The 19,761-nt window shown below is 37.9% G+C and carries 21 protein-coding genes and 1 riboswitch; of the genes, 6 read left to right on the forward strand and 15 right to left on the reverse strand.

The window, feature by feature from the left end; genetic code table 11:
• Window positions 1-171: 171 nt before the first annotated feature.
• Window positions 172-360 (forward strand): YkvS family protein, encoded by a 189-nt coding sequence (locus H0184_RS02310; protein WP_221820468.1) that lies wholly within the window; start codon window positions 172-174, stop codon window positions 358-360.
• Window positions 361-407: 47 nt separating this feature from the next.
• Here H0184_RS02310 and H0184_RS02315 read toward each other — a convergent pair whose 3' ends face one another.
• Window positions 408-527, reverse strand: coding sequence for a DUF6254 family protein (locus H0184_RS02315; protein WP_221820470.1), 120 nt, complete (start codon window positions 525-527; stop codon window positions 408-410).
• Between the two features lie 149 nt (window positions 528-676).
• Here H0184_RS02315 and H0184_RS02320 point away from each other — a divergent pair, with 149 nt between their 5' ends.
• Window positions 677-1,288: a CPBP family intramembrane glutamic endopeptidase gene (locus tag H0184_RS02320; RefSeq protein ID WP_221820473.1), complete on the forward strand. Its 612-nt coding sequence runs from the start codon at window positions 677-679 to the stop codon at window positions 1,286-1,288.
• A 41-nt stretch (window positions 1,289-1,329) separates the two neighbouring features.
• Here H0184_RS02320 and H0184_RS02325 read toward each other — a convergent pair whose 3' ends face one another.
• A complete protein-coding gene (locus tag H0184_RS02325) occupies window positions 1,330-2,382 on the reverse strand; it encodes a YkvI family membrane protein (protein ID WP_221820475.1) in 1,053 nt (350 codons plus the stop codon).
• 201 nt (window positions 2,383-2,583) lie between these two features.
• Here H0184_RS02325 and H0184_RS02330 point away from each other — a divergent pair, with 201 nt between their 5' ends.
• Window positions 2,584-4,737: an ATP-dependent Clp protease ATP-binding subunit gene (locus H0184_RS02330; protein ID WP_221820477.1), complete on the forward strand. Its 2,154-nt coding sequence runs from the start codon at window positions 2,584-2,586 to the stop codon at window positions 4,735-4,737.
• Between the two features lie 43 nt (window positions 4,738-4,780).
• Here H0184_RS02330 and H0184_RS02335 read toward each other — a convergent pair whose 3' ends face one another.
• The 3 genes from H0184_RS02335 to H0184_RS02345 all read right to left on the reverse strand — a co-directional run bounded on the left by H0184_RS02335 (window position 4,781) and on the right by H0184_RS02345 (window position 8,089).
• Window positions 4,781-6,475 carry a M3 family oligoendopeptidase gene (locus tag H0184_RS02335; protein ID WP_221820479.1) on the reverse strand — a complete coding sequence of 565 codons (1,695 nt, stop codon included), beginning with the start codon at window positions 6,473-6,475 and terminating at the stop codon, window positions 4,781-4,783.
• Window positions 6,476-6,571: 96 nt separating this feature from the next.
• The gene (locus H0184_RS02340; protein WP_221820481.1) at window positions 6,572-7,012 is read right to left on the reverse strand and encodes a MarR family winged helix-turn-helix transcriptional regulator; all 441 of its coding nucleotides are present in this window, start codon (window positions 7,010-7,012) and stop codon (window positions 6,572-6,574) included.
• An 87-nt stretch (window positions 7,013-7,099) separates the two neighbouring features.
• Window positions 7,100-8,089: a phosphotransferase enzyme family protein gene (locus H0184_RS02345; protein WP_221820483.1), complete on the reverse strand. Its 990-nt coding sequence runs from the start codon at window positions 8,087-8,089 to the stop codon at window positions 7,100-7,102.
• Window positions 8,090-8,238: 149 nt separating this feature from the next.
• Here H0184_RS02345 and H0184_RS02350 point away from each other — a divergent pair, with 149 nt between their 5' ends.
• Complete coding sequence (locus H0184_RS02350; RefSeq protein ID WP_221820485.1) at window positions 8,239-9,477, forward strand: MFS transporter; 1,239 nt, start codon at window positions 8,239-8,241, stop codon at window positions 9,475-9,477.
• Between the two features lie 118 nt (window positions 9,478-9,595).
• A complete protein-coding gene (locus H0184_RS02355; RefSeq protein WP_221820487.1) occupies window positions 9,596-9,943 on the forward strand; it encodes a hypothetical protein in 348 nt (115 codons plus the stop codon).
• Window positions 9,944-10,075: 132 nt separating this feature from the next.
• On the opposite strand, the gene H0184_RS02360 is transcribed toward H0184_RS02355, so the two are convergent.
• From H0184_RS02360 to H0184_RS02375, 4 genes are read right to left on the reverse strand one after another with little or no spacing between them, the layout of a single operon-like run.
• Entirely contained in the window at window positions 10,076-10,360 is a 285-nt protein-coding gene (locus tag H0184_RS02360; protein WP_075685099.1) for a ferredoxin family protein, read from the reverse strand.
• Window positions 10,360-11,655, reverse strand: a complete 1,296-nt coding sequence (locus H0184_RS02365) for an FAD-dependent oxidoreductase (RefSeq protein WP_221820492.1) — start codon at window positions 11,653-11,655, stop codon at window positions 10,360-10,362. The genes H0184_RS02360 and H0184_RS02365 overlap by 1 nt, the downstream gene beginning before the upstream one ends.
• Window positions 11,639-12,679 carry an electron transfer flavoprotein subunit alpha/FixB family protein gene (locus H0184_RS02370; RefSeq protein WP_221820494.1) on the reverse strand — a complete coding sequence of 347 codons (1,041 nt, stop codon included), beginning with the start codon at window positions 12,677-12,679 and terminating at the stop codon, window positions 11,639-11,641. The genes H0184_RS02365 and H0184_RS02370 overlap by 17 nt, the downstream gene beginning before the upstream one ends.
• Before the next feature lie 36 nt (window positions 12,680-12,715).
• Window positions 12,716-13,540, reverse strand: a complete 825-nt coding sequence (locus tag H0184_RS02375; RefSeq protein ID WP_221820496.1) for an electron transfer flavoprotein subunit beta/FixA family protein — start codon at window positions 13,538-13,540, stop codon at window positions 12,716-12,718.
• A gap of 345 nt (window positions 13,541-13,885) precedes the next feature.
• On the opposite strand from H0184_RS02375, the gene H0184_RS02380 reads away from it, so the two are divergent.
• A complete protein-coding gene (locus H0184_RS02380; protein WP_221820498.1) occupies window positions 13,886-14,617 on the forward strand; it encodes a ZIP family metal transporter in 732 nt (243 codons plus the stop codon).
• Window positions 14,618-14,633: 16 nt separating this feature from the next.
• Here H0184_RS02380 and H0184_RS02385 read toward each other — a convergent pair whose 3' ends face one another.
• The 6 genes from H0184_RS02385 to H0184_RS02410 all read right to left on the reverse strand — a co-directional run bounded on the left by H0184_RS02385 (window position 14,634) and on the right by H0184_RS02410 (window position 19,670).
• On the reverse strand, window positions 14,634-14,870 hold the full coding sequence (locus H0184_RS02385; protein ID WP_260631380.1) for an aspartyl-phosphate phosphatase Spo0E family protein: 237 nt from the start codon (window positions 14,868-14,870) through the stop codon (window positions 14,634-14,636).
• Between the two features lie 297 nt (window positions 14,871-15,167).
• Entirely contained in the window at window positions 15,168-15,701 is a 534-nt protein-coding gene (locus H0184_RS02390; protein WP_221820502.1) for a 1,2-dihydroxy-3-keto-5-methylthiopentene dioxygenase, read from the reverse strand.
• 28 nt (window positions 15,702-15,729) lie between these two features.
• The gene (locus H0184_RS02395; protein ID WP_221820505.1) at window positions 15,730-16,359 is read right to left on the reverse strand and encodes a methylthioribulose 1-phosphate dehydratase; all 630 of its coding nucleotides are present in this window, start codon (window positions 16,357-16,359) and stop codon (window positions 15,730-15,732) included.
• The gene (locus H0184_RS02400) at window positions 16,356-17,024 is read right to left on the reverse strand and encodes a 2-hydroxy-3-keto-5-methylthiopentenyl-1-phosphate phosphatase (RefSeq protein ID WP_221820506.1); all 669 of its coding nucleotides are present in this window, start codon (window positions 17,022-17,024) and stop codon (window positions 16,356-16,358) included. The genes H0184_RS02395 and H0184_RS02400 overlap by 4 nt, the downstream gene beginning before the upstream one ends.
• Entirely contained in the window at window positions 17,025-18,233 is a 1,209-nt protein-coding gene (gene mtnW, locus H0184_RS02405; RefSeq protein WP_221820508.1) for a 2,3-diketo-5-methylthiopentyl-1-phosphate enolase, read from the reverse strand.
• 71 nt (window positions 18,234-18,304) lie between these two features.
• Window positions 18,305-18,414: riboswitch (SAM riboswitch) on the reverse strand.
• A gap of 77 nt (window positions 18,415-18,491) precedes the next feature.
• A complete protein-coding gene (locus tag H0184_RS02410; RefSeq protein WP_221820510.1) occupies window positions 18,492-19,670 on the reverse strand; it encodes a pyridoxal phosphate-dependent aminotransferase in 1,179 nt (392 codons plus the stop codon).
• Window positions 19,671-19,761: the final 91 nt, after the last annotated feature.

The following is a 19,761-nucleotide window of genomic DNA, read 5'->3' on the forward strand; positions in this document are numbered from 1 at the left end:
TAGTCAACAATTACACCTTTTGCTGCACAATAACCAGTAATAAATGTAACCGATTGCAATTTTTTAAAGGAATTAACAAAATTGTCAGTGAAAACCCTTTACGAAACTAGTAAAGTAGTGCAAACTGTTACTTAAATAACTATAGATTGTCACGTAAAGGAGAGAGACTAATTGAAAAAAGCAGAAGTAGGAAATATCATTGAATTCCGCGGTGGATTAAAAGGGATTGTTGAAAAGGTAAATGAAAACTCTGTAATAGTCGACCTGACATTAATGGATAATTATCGCGACCTCGAACTAGATCAGAGGACTGTAGTTAACCATAAAAACTATAAGATTATTAAAGAAAGCGCTTATTAATTTAATAAATTCGTAGAAAAGGCAGCCAATTGCTGCCTTTTTGCTTATTATTTATCCTGCCCAGCTTCTTTTAATAACTGATCCTTTGACTTTACTTTTCCGTGAGGATTTTGGTCTTGTTTACGAACAGTCCATTCCCGCTCTTGCTGGCTTTTGGATTTACTCATCGTCCTTCCTCCTTTCCTTTCACATTCCTATTTTTTTCAATTTCTTCATTTCTTATTATTGTAAATGTTTAAAAGTGTGATGCAATCATTTCCTTTCATAAATCAATTTTGCTAAAATAAGTTTTATGTTAGAAAGGAGCTATAAATAAATGAAGAACCGCTTCATTGACCTGCGTCTAATTGCTGGATACATCCTTGCCCATGCTCTAATGTACTTTACCTTCAGCGATAGAGCCATATTTTGGTATATATTCACTGGGTCACTTCTGGTTTTAATTACTTTTGCAATGTTTCAAGAAGATGTTGATGATGAGGCATCATTTTTTAAATATATTTCGATGGGTGTATTATCTGGATTACTTCTCTATGCTCTCTTTTGGCTGGGGGTTCAAATCTTTGACCTATTTAACCTCCCATTTGAAAAGAGTATTAAAAATCTATACCGTTGGTTTGCCCCAACTTTATTCTGGCAATATCTTGCCTTAATTTTAGTGGCTGCTCCTGGAGAAGAACTCTTTTGGCGTGGATTTATTCAAAAAAGGCTGCTTCGATATTTCGGTCCGGTTGGAAGTATTACAATCGGAGCCTTGCTTTATTCTTCTGTCCATATTTATTCAGGAACCTTCATCTTAATGCTCGCAGCATTTCTTTCTGGACTTTTGTGGGGAGCCCTATACATGTGGAAAAAAAGCATGCCTTTAGTAATTGTTTCGCATATTGTTTTTGATATAATGATCTTTATTATTTTGCCGCTAATATGAGAAAAGCATCTATCTATGTATAGATAAATGCTTTTCTTTTTTTATGGTTTTTTCGCTGCATCATTTAATGGCTTCATCCAAAGAAGAATAAAGAAGATAAGGCTTATATACCCAAATAATGGGTAGAGGTTTGACAGAAGCTTACTATAATCAATAAGACTGATCATATATGACACGATAAAAATAGCTGATATGGTTATGAAAGTCGGAACATTAACAAATTGTTTTAACTGCCGGTCTAGACCAAATACATTCCCGATAACTGAAGTGAAGATTTCACCATAAATAACCAGGACAAATATCCAATAAAAAAAAGGGGCTATTTGTTTCATTATGATTGCCATTGGTATCTCATAAAGCTCTACGTTTGGAAGCATTATCAGTGTAAAATGACTTGAGATTAGTATAACTGTTAATGCGGTTCCTCCTAGAATACCTCCCCATTTAATCGTCCAATCATCTTTTATTTCATTTGCTATTGGGACAAGCACAGCCTGTGCTAAAGCAAGGTTTAAAGCTGTATAGGAAAAGGGGGCTAATATGCTTTTCCATCCATCCTCCGCATGGGGTATAAATAATAAGTGATTTAGAAAATCAGACTGTTTAATGGATAGTGACATTAACATCAGACTAAAGCAAACCATAATCGGAACAACAAATGAATTTACTGCAAATAAGCCCTTGGTACCGACTAACATAACTAAAAAGGATAAAAAAATGGTAATAAAAACACCTAAATTCTTCGATAGACCTAATTGTTCTTCAAAAACCGCTCCTGCTCCTGCAAGCATCACAGCACTTACTCCAAGCAGCATAAACAGCATAATTATATTAATACCCCTGCCTGCCCATTTTCCAAACAAGTGTACATTAAATTCCTGATATGAGACTGCATTAATTCGAGCGGCAATTCTCATTAACTTCGAGCCTAATACGATAAGGAGATAGCCGCTCAATAAAATACTTAAAAAACCGATGAAGCCAAATCGAGAGAAAAACTCTACAATTTCCCTTCCTGTAGCAAACCCTGCTCCTACGACTGTTCCAACGTAGACTGCAGCGATTTGAAAAGCTGCTGACCAATTCTTTTTCACCTCATCTCCCCCTCAAATACAATATATGAGCAAGAGGACAAACAAAGACGAGCTTTTTTTAAATGATCCCAATTTCTATTTTGAAAAAATTACCATAAGCAGACTACTTGAAAAGTCAAAGAAGGTCAAAGTATACTATTCGCATAAGGTCAAATATAGTCAAAGACAAAATAATTTAAATATATAGGAGGGTTTTATTTTATGCTTTGTCAATTGTGTAAAGAAAACCAAGCCACTGTTCAATTAAAATTAAACATTAATGGCCAGCACAGTGACATGAAGCTGTGCCATGACTGCTATGCAGCAAATAAAAATAAAATCAGTTCTGGGTTTGGACCAAAGATGAGCTCCTTTCCTGGTTTTCCATTAGAAGATTTATTTTTTAATATGAAGTCTAAAGAAGCATTTCCGCCAAATAGTCAGCAGCATACTGCCGAGCGTAATGGCGGGGGCTTTATCGACCAATTTGGCCGTAATTTAACACAAATGGCCAAAGCGGGCTTGATTGACCCAGTAATTGGCCGTGATGAAGAGGTTAAAAGGGTTATTGAAATTTTGAATCGCCGTAATAAAAACAATCCAGTATTAATTGGTGAACCTGGTGTCGGTAAAACCGCAATCGCAGAGGGTCTTGCACTAAAAATTGTTGCCGGCCAAGTACCTGCAAAATTAAGTAATAAAGAAGTTTACTTGCTGGATGTTGCTTCGCTAGTTGCGAATACAGGTATTCGTGGTCAGTTTGAAGAAAGAATGAAGCAATTAATTGCAGAATTACAGGAGAGAAAAAATATAATCCTCTTCGTCGATGAAATCCATCTCCTCGTAGGGGCTGGTTCAGCAGAAGGTTCTATGGATGCAGGTAATATACTAAAACCTGCGCTTGCACGTGGTGAACTACAGCTTGTTGGAGCAACCACTTTAAAGGAATACCGTCAAATTGAAAAGGACTCGGCTTTAGAAAGACGATTCCAGCCTGTTCAAGTTTCTGAGCCCACTCCTGAGGCTGCAATCGAAATTTTAGCAGGAATAAAAAATAAGTATGAGGATTATCATGAAGTAAATTATTCGGATGCTGCAATTAGGGCATGTGTTCAGCTGTCACATCGATATATACAAGATCGCTTCTTACCTGATAAAGCAATTGACTTACTTGATGAAGCCGGATCAAAATTAAATCTTTCCTCTGGTATAACAAGCCAAGATCAGATTGAAAATCGCTTAAAAGAAATTGCGGTACAAAAAGATACTGCACTCAAAAGTGAAAATTATGAATTAGCTGCTTCCCTCCGTGATGAGGAAGCGTCACTTGAAAAAACTCTAAATGAAAGTCCAGATAAAAAACGACCTGTTGTAGAGGTATCGCACATCCAGGAAATCATCGAACAGAAGACTGGTATTCCTGTTGGTAAACTGCAAGAGGATGAGCAGCAAAAAATGAAGCACCTTGAAGAAAACTTAAATAAGAAGGTTATCGGGCAGAAGAAAGCTGTAGAAAAGGTTGCTAAGGCTGTTCGCCGAAGCCGTGCTGGGTTAAAGTCAAAGAATCGCCCTATTGGTTCCTTCCTCTTTGTTGGTCCGACAGGTGTTGGTAAGACAGAGTTGACAAAAACACTCGCAGCAGAATTATTTGGCTCAACTGATTCCATGATTCGTCTCGATATGAGTGAGTACATGGAAAAACACAGTATTTCAAAATTAATTGGTTCACCTCCTGGATATGTAGGTCATAATGAGGCTGGGCAACTGACTGAAAAGGTACGTAGAAACCCATATAGCATTATTTTATTGGATGAGATTGAAAAAGCACATCCTGATGTCCAGCATATGTTTTTGCAGATTTTAGAGGATGGTCGTCTGACTGACAGTCAAGGAAGAACCGTCAGCTTCAAGGATACTGTTATAATCATGACAAGTAATGCTGGTGGTGGGCACAAAACGATTCATGTTGGTTTTGGAACTACAAACGATGCAATTGAAGAAGCTTCAATTCTAGATTCTCTTGGCAGCTTCTTTAAGCCAGAGTTCTTAAACCGATTTGATAGCATCATTGAATTTCACTCACTTGAAAAAGAACATATTTTGGAGATTGTTGATTTAATGATTTCTGAACTACAAGAAACTTTAAAAGAGCAAGATATTGAGTTTACAATTACAATGGAGGCCAAAGAAAAGCTGGCAGAGTTAGGTTACCATCCAGCATTTGGTGCACGCCCGCTCCGCAGGGTGATTCAAGAACAGATTGAAGATAAAATTGCCGACTTTATTCTTGAGCAGCCTGAGGCGAACGTATTATCTGCAATAATAGAAGATGATCAATTGAAGGTAATAACTGCGGAAAGTGTAAACGCTCATTAATGGAAAAAGCGAAGCCAATGAGGCTTCGCTTTTCTTTTGTATATTATAACTTTTGATCTTCAATTGAATTTAACCAGGCTTCAATTTCCTCTACCACTGATTCTACACAGCCATCCTCAAAAGGTGAAATCAGATTAGCTGCTTCAACAAGCTTTGTAAACGACATGCTGCCGCCAAGCTTGCAAAGATTAACATAATCTGCCCACGCTTCTTCTTGGTTTTCTCTAGAACGTTTCCAAAATTGGAAAGCACAGATTTGAGCTAGCGTGTAATCAATATAATAGAATGGTGAATTAAAAATATGTCCTTGGCGCTGCCAGAAGCCGCCATTCTCTAAATAGGTATTACCATCATAGTCCTTATGCGGCAAATATTTTTTCTCAATTTCGCGCCACTGCTGCTTTCGTTCTTCCGGTGTTGCCTCCCAATTCTCGTAAACCCAATGTTGGAATTCATCAACGGAAACCCCGTATGGCAGGAATAGTAAAGCAGAGCTTAGGTGTGAGAATTTATATTTATCTGTATCTTCCTTAAAGAATAAGTCCATCCATGGCCATGTGAAAAATTCCATACTCATTGAATGGATTTCACAGGCTTCGTAAGTAGGCCAATAATATTCAGGAATTTCAAAATTTCTGCTTGAATAAACCTGGAATGCATGGCCCGCTTCGTGTGTTAGGACATCAATGTCTCCAGAGGTACCATTAAAGTTGGAAAAGATAAAGGGTGCTTTATAGTTTTCAATAAACGTACAATAGCCTCCTCCGGCTTTTCCTTTCTTCGCCACTAAATCCATTAAGTTATTATCTTGCATAAACTGGAAAAAATCTCCGGTTTCTGCTGATAATTCTTGATACATGGTCTGACCATTTTCAATAATCCATTCTGGACTGCCCTTTGGAGCAGCATTTCCAGTCTTATAGTTAAATCCTTCATCGAAGTATTTTAACTGTTCTACGCCGATACGTTCTTGCTGCCTTGCTTTTAATTTAGTTGCAATTGGAACAATATAGTCCTTTACCTGCTGACGGAAATTAGCTACCATTTCTGAGTTATAATCTGTTCGCATCATCCGGTAGTAGCCTAACTCAACAAAGTTCTTATAACCTAGTTCATGGGCAATTTGAGTTCTGACTTTCACAAGATCATCATAAATCCGGTCAAACTCTTCTTCGTGTTCAGCTAAAAATCCAAACTTGGCCTCATTTGCCTTCTTTCTCATTTCGCGGTCAATTGATTCTGTGAAAGGTTCCAGCTGAGCTAGAGTCCGCTCCTCCCCTTCAAAGTTTATCTTTGCTGACGCAATTAATTTTGTATACTCTGTCGATAGGCGATTTTCCTTTTGAAGCAATGGAACAATTTCCGGTTTAAAGGTTTTTAATTGTCCCTCTGCTAGAGCAAATAATTGTTTGCCCCATTTAGCTTCTAATTCTGTACGAAACGGAGAAGAAACAAGAGCTTGATAGTATTTGGTAACGAACCCCTCAATCTCAGGCTGCACCTCATCCATATAATCCTGCTCCGCTTTATAAAACTCATCATTGGTATCAACAGAATGACGAATATAACAAAGATTAAACATCGTTCCAATATCATTTCTTATTTCATTTACTTCATTCATAGCCAAACTTTGCTCTTCAATAGAAGAAGCCTTCGTAAACTTTTCTATCGCCGCCTCAAATCCTGCTTTTACTTCATCAAGGTTTGGGCGGGTATATGTATACTCTTCAAATCTCATAGGTACATCCCCTTTATCTCAAACTTTTCCAACTTTATCTTTCGACACTCTCCATTAATATTCCTTTATGTAAAAAAAAATACGGCAAGTGCCGTATTAAAATTTCCCTGCTGGCAATCCAAGTTTCTTCAACAAATCAATCGCTTCCTGTTTTTCGGAATCTGACAAACTCGACATCAACGAATGAATTTGTTGTGCATGTTCAGGAAATACCTCTTCTATAAAGGCTTTCCCTTTATCGGTAATTTGTGCGAACGTAACACGTCTATCATTCGGACAGGCAATTCTCACTAGCATTCCTTTTTGTTCAAGCTTATCAACTACATAGGTAATGCTGCCGCTGGCAAGTAATATTTTTCCGCCAATTTGCTGCATAGGCTGATCACCTTTATGATATAGAAGCTCTAATACAGCGAATTCAGTTGGGTTTAAACCACTTGCTTGAATAACTTTATTTACATGCTCATTAATCGCTTTATATGCTCTCGAAAGGACAATAAATAATTTCAACGATTGTGATACCGAATCATTTTCCATAAATAATCATTCCTTTTATAATATCTCGACTTCAAGATTATTATAAAAAACTTTTATCTAAGTGTCAATTCAACTCCTGTTGACAAATTAATCTAGTTTTACGATTGGTTCTCTATTTATGATTCTCTTCCTCAATCCTTCAATCATTTTATTTAGACTCTCATCTCTTTCCTCTGTCGGTATCTTCTTATGTAAAACTGTAAAAAGAGTAATATCTCTTAGATTAAAAAATAGCGGGAGCTGCTCCTTCCAGCCTTCTGGTAAGGATGTATGCTGTTCATAACCTTCAACAAAATAAGTAAGGAACTTATGAGCAAACTGTACTCTTTCTCTCTCACTTGCACTATGATATCCATACATTATTGAATAATAAAGCGGAATCGCTATATCCGAAGCATACCAATGGTAACTACAATCATCAAAATCAAATACATGAATAGACTCACCATCATAAAAAAAGTTTCCTGAATGAATATCACTGTGGATGAGTCCAAAATTATCCTTGTTTTTAGGCAGTAATTTCAATTCATTAATTAAAAGGTTTGAATTCTTAATGATTTTCTCTTCATTAGGAACATAAGTTTCAATATCAAGTAATTCTTCATCCTCCCAAGATGGCCGAAGCTTTGCCTCCTTACTTGGTTTGTAATTCTTCGTTACACAATGCATTTGACCAGTCGCTTTACCCCACGCATAAAATAACTGTTCATTAAATTCCTCTGAACTGATTTTCACTGGATTACCCGGTACTTTTGAATAAAGACATCCATAAAAAAATGATCCATCGGCGGCTTGCAGCACTTCAATTATTTGATTATTTACTGATTGAAATACAGTTGGGCAATTAACTCTTTGATTATTTAAGTAATTCATCCAATCAAGCTCAGCATAAATTTCATCCTTACTTCGGTGAGAACTATGCGTAATTCTTAAAATTACAGGTGTATCACCATGGCTGACCTCAAAAACATAATTCTCAAAATCTCCCAGCTTTTTAACCTCCGATTGTAAACCGAAAGAGTTTAAAAATCTCTTTAGAATATCCTCTGTAAATAAGATTTCAACTGGTTTCTCCATCCTGCTCCTCTTTTCCATATCAATGTCACTATCACTCTAATTATATTTAAATATTCCAAATTTGAAACATTCCATTTCTCATTTTTATAGTATTTATGTAAGATAAGAGTATTAAAAGTTTGATATTTTACTAAAATGAGGTGCGAATAATGGGTCAACCAGCAGCAGTGTCTGCAAAAACACCAAAAGCGGCGGATAAAACAATGTTTAATATCCTTTTCATCATTGGGCTTTGCCATCTGCTTAATGATGCCATACAAGCTGTTGTACCTGCAATGTTCCCTATCCTTGAGAAATCTATGGGATTATCATTTACTCAACTTGGAATTATTGCCTTTTGGTTAAATATGGTATCGTCCGTGCTTCAGCCTGTTGTTGGACTCGTGACAGATAAAAAACCGATGCCCTTCGCGTTACCAATAGGACTTACCCTGACATTAGGCGGTGTACTAGGATTAGCATTTGCGCCTTCCTTTAGTTTGATTGTTATTTCAGTCATATTTATTGGACTTGGCTCTGCAGTCTTTCATCCGGAAGGATCTAGGGTAGCGTATATGGCAGCGGGCAGCCGAAGAGGACTCGCGCAATCCATTTATCAAGTAGGAGGTAATACAGGGCAGGCATTGGCCCCGTTAATCACTGCACTTATTCTTGTCCCGCTTGGACAGACGGGGGCTTCCTGGTTTTCACTTGTTGCCGCATTAGCTGTATTATTATTAATTTACATCGCTAATTGGTATAAACAAAAATTAGCTCTAGACCTTCCCAACATAAAAAGGAAAGAGACATCAGTAACCAAAAAATCAGGTCTTTCCAAAAAGGTAAAACAGTCGCTGCTGTTAATTCTTTTATTAATATTTGCAAGGTCATGGTATATTTCTGGTATGACAAATTTTTATGCTTTCTTTGCTATAGAAGAATATTCCTTGTCGATTAAGGAATCACAGCTTTTCCTATTTGCCTTTTTAATTGCAGGTGCCTTTGGAACTTTTTTTGGCGGTCCACTTGCTGACCGCTTTGGAAAAAAGAAAGTTATCTCAATCTCAATGTTGGCAACTGTCCCATTTTCATTACTTATTCCTTTTGTACCAGCAACGTTGGCATTTATCTTTCTGACTATAACAGGCTTTATTTTAATGACAAGTTTTTCAGTAACAGTGGTTTACGCACAGGAACTTGTTCCTGGAAAAATCGGGACCATGTCGGGGTTAACGGTGGGACTCGCATTTGGTATGGGAGCTATTGGTTCAGTCGGTCTAGGGTACATAGCGGATTTATTAAGCATAACAGTTATGGTCTCGTCCATTGGTTTCCTGCCCTTGCTTGGTTTACTTGCGTTCCTTCTTCCGAGTGATCAATTGGTCCATGAATGGAATAAAGAGAAATAATAAAGGATGGGCTTAAGAGCCCATCCTTAAATTTTCAAAAAATTTTAACATTTATACTCAAAAAAACTAATAATCTATCATATAATATAGTTACAACATAAAAGGGAGGGCAAAGATTATGAAAACACCAAATTATCATGACTTTTATCAAAAAGCATTGATACCAATTGGCTTCAATGACCTGCTGGCACTAAAGGAATTCGAATCCTATGATTTAGATTCACCTTCCACTCATTGGCTCATCGCAGTTGAAGGAGAGCAGCTCCCTCAACCAAAGATATACTTTAACTGGAAAGTAAGTATCTATCCATCAAAAGAAGACGGTGATTTTAATTGGAAGAAACCATATTATTGTTCCCCAATTATGGAATCTATGGATAGTGCCAATGAACTTGCCTGCTCTTTGGTAACATCTAGTAAATTAGATCAACTCTCCAACTTAAACCTACAAGAGAAAATAAGTTAATCTTCAAAAAACATCCCCCTTTTGCGCTTCACCTTCTTTTTTCCCTGCCATGTGAAAAAACCTACATACAGTGATAATAATTTTCCTCAAAAAAAGTGCTGCCTGCTAATCGCAAACAACACTCTTTTTTTATTAAGCCAGCCTGAATACAATTCCATGGCCGCCCTTTGGATACTCCCATTTGATGTTTTGGTACGGACAGCCGATCCTGCAGCTGCCGCATTCATGACAGCCCTCATAACCAACCTGCATCCTCAGTCCTTCCCATTTATACACCTCAGCTGGACAGAAAATGGTACAAATTTTATCAGGACATTTTGTTGCACAAATATCATCGTCCATTACGGTTAAATGTGACTTCGTATCAGCTTTAAATCGAAGAAGATACTGTTTTTCTTCAATATTCTTAGTTGACATTATTTCACCGCCTTCCATGCACGATATATATCTTGTATTACTTTGATGGTTCCTCTTTCCGATGTTACACTCTTCATAATTTCTTTTTGCTTATCACGTTTTGGTGTTCCGTCAACTGTAAAAAACTTGCTCATTGCTTTGTTCATCATTGGTACGTATTCTTTAAAATATTGTGGATTATTCTCAAATGTATGTGTTGCGTCCTTATATTTCTCTAAATCTTTGATTATGAAACTATCATATAGCTTCTGACGATAGAGGTTTAAACTAGACTCTGAGAAGTCCCCTCGGTATTTTGCCTCTATAACCGTTTCAGCTGCCAGTAAACCAGAGTGCATTGCCATGTTCGAACCTTCACGATGAATGGCGTTTACCAGTTGTGCTGCATCACCTACAACAACCACACCATTACCAGCTACTTTCGGTACAGATCGGTATCCTCCCTCTGGGATAAGGTGAGCTAAATACTCAGCTGACTCTCCTCCAGCCAGCATCGGTCTTACCATAGGGTGAGTTTTTAAATAATCCAGCAGATCATATGGCTTCAATTTTGCCTTTATCATACTAGACAGTGTAGTCCCTACTCCAATATTCAAGCTATCCTTATTGGTGTACAGAAAAGCAGTTCCCAGATTCCCTTTAGTTGAATCTCCAAAAATCTCAATCGTACATCCTTGGTTATCCTCTAGATTGAAACGGTCATTAATTTTTTCTTTTGGTAAATTAATAACCTCCATTACCGTTAAGGCCACTTCATCAGGACGGAATTCTTTATGGAAGCCTAACTGTTTAGACAGCAGCGAGTTAACACCATCTGCCAAAACAACTACATCGGCATAAACTTCTCCATTCGGACGGTCAGTTCGGACCCCAATAACCTTACCATTTTCAACAATACATTCCGTTACAACTGTTTCATTAATTAATAACGCACCTGCTTCAACTGCCTTTTTAGCAAACCATTGGTCAAATTGGGCTCGTAATACCGTAAAGTTATTATATGGCTCTACTCCCCATTCGAGACCTTTGTAACCAAACTGAACCACTGATTCCTTATCCATCATCCAAAAACGCTGTTCAATTACGGGTCTCTCCAGCGGTGCCTCTTTCCAAAATTCCGGGATTAGCTCTTCCATTTGTTTCCTATATAAAACGCCGCCCATGACATTTTTACTTCCTGGATACTCTCCTCTTTCAATAAGCAAAACGTTTAAGCCTTTTTGGGCACATACAAGTGCACAAGAAGTACCTGCAGGGCCTGCCCCAACGACGATCACATCAAATTTCTCTGGCATAGCTCACTTCACCGCCTTTTTCGCTTTGCAGCTGTTTAAATTGCTGTATTAATTTAGGTACAATCTCCAATGCGTCTCCTACTATTCCGTATGTTGCTACATCAAAAACTGGTGCATTTGGGTCCTTGTTTATGGCGATGATTAAATCAGAGTTTTTCATGCCCACAACATGCTGAATGGCCCCTGATAAGGCAATCGCGAAGTAAATTTTAGGCGTTACAGTTTCACCTGTCTGACCAATTTGCAACTCATGTGGAAGCCACCCAGCTTCTACAACATCGCGTGTACCTCCAACCGTGGCACCAATTGTATCTGCCAATTCGTAAAGAATCTGGAAGTTTTGAACATCGCCCATCCCTTTTCCTCCACAAACTATTACATGTGCCTCTGCCAGATTTGCCTTTTTTGTTACGTCATTCACAATTTGCAGTACTTTTGTCCGCATATTCTCTTCTTTGAGGTCTATGCTTTCCTCGATAATCTTACCCACTTTGCCTGAATCAGGTTCAAGTGCCTTCATTACCTTTGGTCTAACGGTTGCCATTTGCGGCCTGTGCTTTTTACAGAGTATTGTTGCCATGATATTACCGCCAAACGCTGGCCTGCTTGCCTCAAGCAAACGGCTGTCTACATCAACATCAAGCATGGTTGTATCAGCAGTCAACCCGGTTACTAAATCGGTTGCGACAGCACTAGCTAAATCTTTCCCATTTGGAGTAGCTCCATAAAGGATAATTTCTGGTTTATATTTCTCTACTAGAAGCATTACCCCCTGCATATACGATTCTGTCCGATATTGCTTTAGGACTGGATGATCTACCATATAAACTTCATCTGCGCCGTAGGCTATTACTTGCTTGGCCAATGGTTTAATACCACTTCCTAGTAAAAAACCTCCAAGCGGGACCTGTAGTTTGTCTGCTAGCTTTCGTCCAGCACCTAAGAGTTCCAGTGAAACTCCTTCAATCTTCCCATCATTTTGCTCAATGAATATCCAGACGCCGCGGTATTCATCAAAATTCATGTAAACCCCTCCCCACATCACCAAGAATGAACTTTATTATTTAGATGACTGTAACGTTAATACGTCTTTTTTCTCCATCAAAATGTCCATGAGTTGATTGACTTGTTCATCCACAGACCCTTCGATTTTTTTACCGCCTTCAGGCCGTGGAGGTGTAAACATTTTTCCAACTATTGTTGGTGATCCTTTTAGTCCAAGCTGAGAACGGTCAACATTTTCAAAATCACTTACAGCCCATATGACAGGTTCATATCTTGCAGCTTTAATCATATTTGGCATTGGTGAGTACTCAATTTGATTTATTTCCTTTTCAACCGTTAACAGGCATGGTAATTCCGCTTGGATTAATTCATAGCCATTTGATAACTTTCTTTTGATTAATACCGTTTTTTCTTCTAAGTTAACCTCGGATACTTCAATAACATTTGTCACAGGAGGAATATCCATCCTCCTTGCAATACCTGGTCCTACCTGCCCTGTGTCACCATCAATAGCATGTTTGCCGCAAATGATCATATCAACAGGCATTTCTTTATTAATTTTTTCTAATGCTTTGGATAAGGCATAGCTGGTTGCTAGTGTATCGGCTCCTGCAAAGGCACGGTCCGAAATTAGGAACCCTCTATCTGCGCCAATTTCAATGCTTTTTTTGATTACTGCTGTTGCTTGCGGCGGCCCCATTGATAAAACGGAGATTGTACCGCCTGTCTTTTCTCTAATACTTACTGCAGCTTGCACAGCATGAGCATCGTAAGGATTTAAAATGGCTGGTGCGCTGCGCCGATCAAGCGTGTTCGTTTTCGGATTAATCTTAATGATCTTTGTATCTGGTACTTGTTTGACACATACGACAATGTGCATGCAGGAATTTCCCTCCCCCATATTGGCTATGATTGTTTTGAAAGCGCTTGCCTTCCTTGGTTATAAAAAATGCCATATTACGATATATGAATCGCAACACAAGCATAGTACCAAACATTGATAGATTTCTTTTTTTCAAAATTGATAAATTTAATGATGGAGGTAAATTCTAGGAGTAAATATGAATGGAAATATTTCATGCTGCGGTTGAGTTTTTTAATAAAGCAGTACTAATTTAACTATAAGAAATATTCAGATTATAACAATGACAAACATCACAGTTTCTGTCTAATATTGTTGATAATTTTAAAGTCAATTTTAAAAGGTGAAAGGGTTGAGGCTGACATGCTCGAAGTATTTGTGGGAAGTGTTCTTTCTGCTTTATCAACTGGTGCAGGAGCTCTTATCATTCTTTTTATTAATCAATCGTTTACACACCGTTGGATGGACATCTTATTAGCATTTAGTGCTGGAATCATGATGGCTGCTTCAACCATTGGACTTATTCCAGAGGCGTTAAAACTAGGTGGTTTTGTTCCACTTGCAATTGGGGTTTTCTTTGGGGTTATGGCATTAACAACTCTTGAAAAGAGAATTCCACATATTGACCTTGAACATAACAGACATGGTATTCAATTTGATGAAAAGGCATTGTTAATCATTGCAGCAATTACACTGCATAATATTCCAGAAGGTTTGTCGGTTGGAGTCAGCTATGCTTCACAAACAGAAGATACGGGGAATTTAATTGCATTGGCTATTGGTTTTCAGAATGCGCCAGAAGGCCTTCTTGTTGCCCTATTTTTAGTCAATCAAAAAATCAGCAAATTCAAGGCCTTCTTCCTGGCTACCTTAACGGGTGCAATTGAGATTGTAACATCTTTCATGGGCTTTTATCTAACATCCTTTGTTCAAGTACTTGTCCCGTATGGTCTTTCTTTTGCAGCCGGTGCGATGTTGTTTATTATCTATAAAGAGTTAATCCCAGAAAGCCATGGTGATGGCAATGAGAGAGTCTCTACCTATGCTTTTATTACCGGTCTCTTAGTGATGGTACTTATCATTGATATTTTCTAAGACATGTATGAATTTCTTAAACACATACCTTCGGCCAGATCATAGTCATGTGATTAAACGCAAACTTCACTTCTTCAATTGGCCGTGAAAATTGCTGGGATGCTTTTTGATACTCATTTATTAAAATATCAAGCTCCTGGCTATATTTTATCGTTTCTTCACTGGTAAAACCTTGTTTGTTCGCACAATTTATCATCATGGCACGTTTTACTTTTATGGCATTAAGCATCTCAGAAGGGTTATTACTCTCCATATACAATTTTCTCCACCTACTCCTTACTCTTTTGCACTAAACTGCTAAAAAATTTGATTACTTGATGAATTATGACAAGATTTAAGACAAAAGTAAATACTTTCGCAAAAGTAGACAAAACAAGCATTATACTCCATATTTCGACAAAATTTATGCTTGTTTTTTCGATTTTACGACATTTTTCACTAGTTTTCGGTAACTTTTTAGTAAATATATTTACTAAATAAGTAAATGTTGATTAAAAAAATAAACAAAAAAAACCGGCTGTTAATGGATCTCCAGCCAGTTTTTGTTTAATTATTGATGAATTTCTGCTTTTTCGTAAATTGGCACCCAGCCTTCTGTGGTAACGAAAATACGAACTGCAACTACTTTACGATCGTCTTCTAATGTAAAATAATGTCTTATATTTTCAGGCACTGAAATTAAGTCTCCTGGGCTAAGGTGAACCTCGAAAAATTCGCCATCCTTACTTTGAATAACAAAGACACCATGACCACTCACGATAAAACGAACTTCATCGTCCGTATGGTGATGTTCGTTTTTGAAGTTCGTCAGCAAAGTATCTAGATTTGGAGTATTATCAGACAATGAGATGACATCTTGAGCTTTGTATTCTCGGCGGGCCGAAATATCTGAAATTTCCGCTGCAAATACATTCAGGATTTCTTCTTTCTCTTCATCACTCAAAAGGTACTTCTCCACTAGTTCACCTGGAAGTTTAGAAATATCCCAATTTTCATAAATAACCTCTTGTGATGCTAGAAAGGCTGCTACTTCTTCTTGATTATGAATTTGGTCTTCTCTACTTTGGAATGTAATATATGCCATAATAAATCTTCCTCTCCTAAATATATATTTATACTGCTTTAGTTAATTGTGATGACTTATGCGCTAGAAGGCGTAATTGGTATTTAAATAAAAATTCAGATGCTTCAAGTATCTTTTTTGCCTCGAACGCATTTTCTCCCCATACTGTTATACCGTGATTACGGATTAATACTGCACCAGAATCTTCTTTAACATGCTCTGAAAATTCACATGCAAGCGTTGGAATATGAGCATGGTTTTTAATAATAGGGATTGTCAGAACGGCGTCCTCTTCCCACTTATTAAAGGCCTTAATTAGCTCTTGGCCTTTAAACGTTACCACGCCTTGATCCCCATATAACTCCGATATCACATTGTTATCAATTGTGTGAACGTGAAGGCTGCAGCCTGCATTTGTTTTTCGATATATTTCAACATGAAGCAGCGTTTCCGCTGAAGGTCTCAAGTGATTTTCTTCCACTGCTTTACCAAATTCATCGACTAATAGAAAGTCCTCTTCTGTTCGTTTACGCTTATCTTTACCACTCGCCGTCACCAGAAATTGAAGAGGTTTATCACTAACCTTAATGGCAAGGTTGCCGCTTGTTCCCATAAACCAATCCCGCTCAGCCAATTCATCCTTTATGTCCGCTAACTCAAGCCATTTTTCCTTTATCATAATGTCCTCTTCACCTCTATCTGGTTTTTTATTGCTTCTATACAATCATAAAAGGTAGTAAATCCTTTATAATTTAAATCCCACTCAGAACACTTTACCTCTAGGAGGTCTCTTGCTAACACAAAATCTGCTTGTTTAGCGGCCTCTAGATCGGTGACTGAATCGCCGATTACGATTGTAAAACCATCCTCATCTCGATTGATATTCCGAATAATACTTGGTTTACAACAGCCGCATTCGTTTTGACATAAAGAATCACAAGTGTATGGCCAAAGAATTTTTATATTTTCTCCTGAAAAGTCACTCTGGTTACAATAAATCCCTTCGAATGGGCCAAATTTCTCAAGAATCGGATATACAAAGAAATCAATTCCGCCGCTGACAATATAGAGCGGAATATCCTCTGTTCTAGCAAATTCTACAAACTCAGAAAATCCTTCACGAATCTTGGCGTTTTCAATTGCAAACTTTGTAATTTCTTCTTTTTTTCCACTTGGTAATTGCGAGAATAATTTACCAACGCCCTCACTTATTGAAATTTCCTGAGATAATATTTTGTCTTTAATTTCTTCCCAATTGGGAGGAGCAAATTTCTTCATGATTGCAATTATGTTATCACTCTCAGTAATCGTCCCATCAAAATCACAGTAAATGGCAGGCTTCATTTAAGCTGACACCTCTGCATTTCCCCATAACTGTAATGCACTTTTCAGCTCCGGATATTGTTCTGCACCCTCTGCCAGGGTCTTTCCTTGAAGATTCACTTCAATAGCTTGTCGGAATGCAAGTCCGCCGCCGCGAGCACCATCAGGATGACCATGTACACCGCCTCCGGCATTGATGACAGAATCCACTCCAAAATCGCGAATCAAGAGTGGTACCAACCCAGGATGTATTCCTGCAGATGGAACAGGAAACGACATTTTAATACTGTCTTTCTTTGTTAATTCTTCTGCTATAGAAATAGCAGAAGATTTCTCCAAAGCTACTGTTCCATATGGTGATGGAAATAATGACAAATCCGCACCTGTCAGCCGGAGCAGCTTTCCAAGTAATAACGAATGAGAAAGTCCATAATGTAATGATGATGTTAAAGCACCGCTTACAGCAGGATGAGCCATTAATGGCAGGGCAATTTGGTCATCTTCCCGAAGCTCCTGTAACACATCCAAACCATAAGCAAACACATTAAATAGTAACAGGTCAGCACCTAGCTCCTTCGCTTTCCTTGCTTTTTCTCTCAATTGTGATGTCCGGCCTGTTAGGTTTACCGCATACAATGTACGATGTCCTGTTTGATCATATACTTCCTGCAGGACTTTTTTACCTTCGGCTATCCTTTTTTCAAAGGGAGTCAGGACATTTTCAAATAGAATTTCATCGTCCTTAACAAAATCAACTCCGCCAAGCGCCTGCTGCTTTAGCTGCTCTGTCAGGAAATCTATATCCTTTCCAAGAACTCCTTTAAAGATGCTCATTAATAATGGACGGTTAAAAACTCCAAGCTTTTCCCTTAATCCCTCAATTCCAAATCGGGGGCCTGGGAAATTGTTTTTTAATTCATCTTCAAACTGCAAATCAATTAATTTTATTTTTCCGTCTAGTGAAAGTTTTCCAAAAACAGTTGTCAGGATTGCGGGTATATCATTAGAAAAATTGATAGTTGGATAGGCAATAGTGATAAGTGATTCCGCCTGTTCAGAATTTATTCTCTCAGTGGAAACTACCCTTCCTTTGTGCTTACGTAATTGACTTTGCTCAAGTTCAGGGAGATTTGTCCATGAACCGACGGTTAACCCTAAGGCGATTTCCTCCGCTTTTTTTTCAATATTTGGTTCATCATGAACGAGGTATTTTGCTATTAATTCAGACAATTTAATCTTCCTTTCCCCAAAAACATAAAAACCTCTTCAAAAAGAAGAGGTTAGCGTCACAAACTAACATCTTCTCATCTTTCAGCATTTTGCTGCAAGATTTAGCACCGTGCCTAACATAATTGTTAAGTCGGTTGCCGGGCTTCATAGGGCTTTTCCCTCCACCAGCTCTTGATAAGAAAACGATCGTATTATTTACTTTTATCACGTTGATAAACTATATTTTGCATTATCCCAAGAATAATATTTTTTGTCAATCTATTTTTTAAAAATTTGCAACTTACTAATTCTTTTAACAGCCTCTTCTAAGCGTTCCTCACTTGTAAGCAGACCAACCCGTACAAATCCTTCTCCCAGTTCACCAAATGCGACTCCAGGTGCAACAGCAATATGCGCTTGTTCAAGTAAAATATCAGCAAACTCTGTAGATGTTATCCCTTCAGGTACTTTTAGCCAGGCAAAAAATGATCCTTTTGGAGCCGTAACATTCCACCCTAGGGACTTAAGTCCGTCAATCAAAACATTTCTTCTGCGCTCATAAAGATTATTTAATTCCTGCACACAATCCTGAGGGCCAGTTAATGCTTCTGCTGCGGCTTCCTGAATGCCGCCAAATATACTGCAATATAAATGGTCTTGTAAAAGCTCAATTGCTGAAATAACACTGCTATTACCAACCGCAAAGGCTACACGCCAGCCAGCCATATTATACGTTTTTGATAAAGTATATATTTCTATTCCAACATCTTTTGCCCCATCAGTCTGCAAAAAGCTTAACGGCTTCTCTCCATCGAATCCTATTGCACCATAAGCAAAATCATGAACCACACAAATTTCATGCTGCTTGGCGAGATGGACAGTTTCTTCAAAGAATTCCTTTGTCGCACAAGCCCCTGTGGGGTTATTCGGGTAATTAAGGAACATTAATTTTGCTCTTTCAATTGCACTGGCATCTAATTCGTTAAAGTCTGGTAAAAAGTTGTTTTTTTCACGTAATGGCATGGTTACCATTTCTGCCTTTGATAAAGCTACGCCTGATAAATAATCTGGATACCCTGGATCTGGCACAAGCATTGTGTCCCCTGGGTTTAATAAGCATTGTGGGATTTCTACCAATCCAGCCTTACCACCAAACAGAATTGCCACTTCTTTATCAGGATCAACGGTCACACCGTATTCTTTTTGATAAAAGTCTGCTGCTGCCACCTTTAAATATCGATAACCCTGAAATGGTGAATACTTATGGTTTACAGGATTAGCGGATGCTTCCTGCATCTTTTTCACAATATGCTGCGGTGTTGCTTGATCGGGATTCCCTTGTCCTAAATTTATTACATCGCAGCCTGCTTCAACGTATTTCCCTACTTTTTTTACTAATGAAGCAAAAAACTGGTTTGGGAGATTATTTAATATATTTGATGTTGGAAAGTGTTTCATCTTTTCACCTGCTTAATTTATTTCAGTTTATTGTTGAATTCTAGTCACAAATGATATAACTTTTAATACAGCTTGTAAAGTAAAAATTCTA

The organism is Neobacillus niacini, from assembly GCF_019749295.1.
Taxonomy (GTDB): domain Bacteria; phylum Bacillota; class Bacilli; order Bacillales; family Cytobacillaceae; genus Neobacillus; species Neobacillus niacini_D.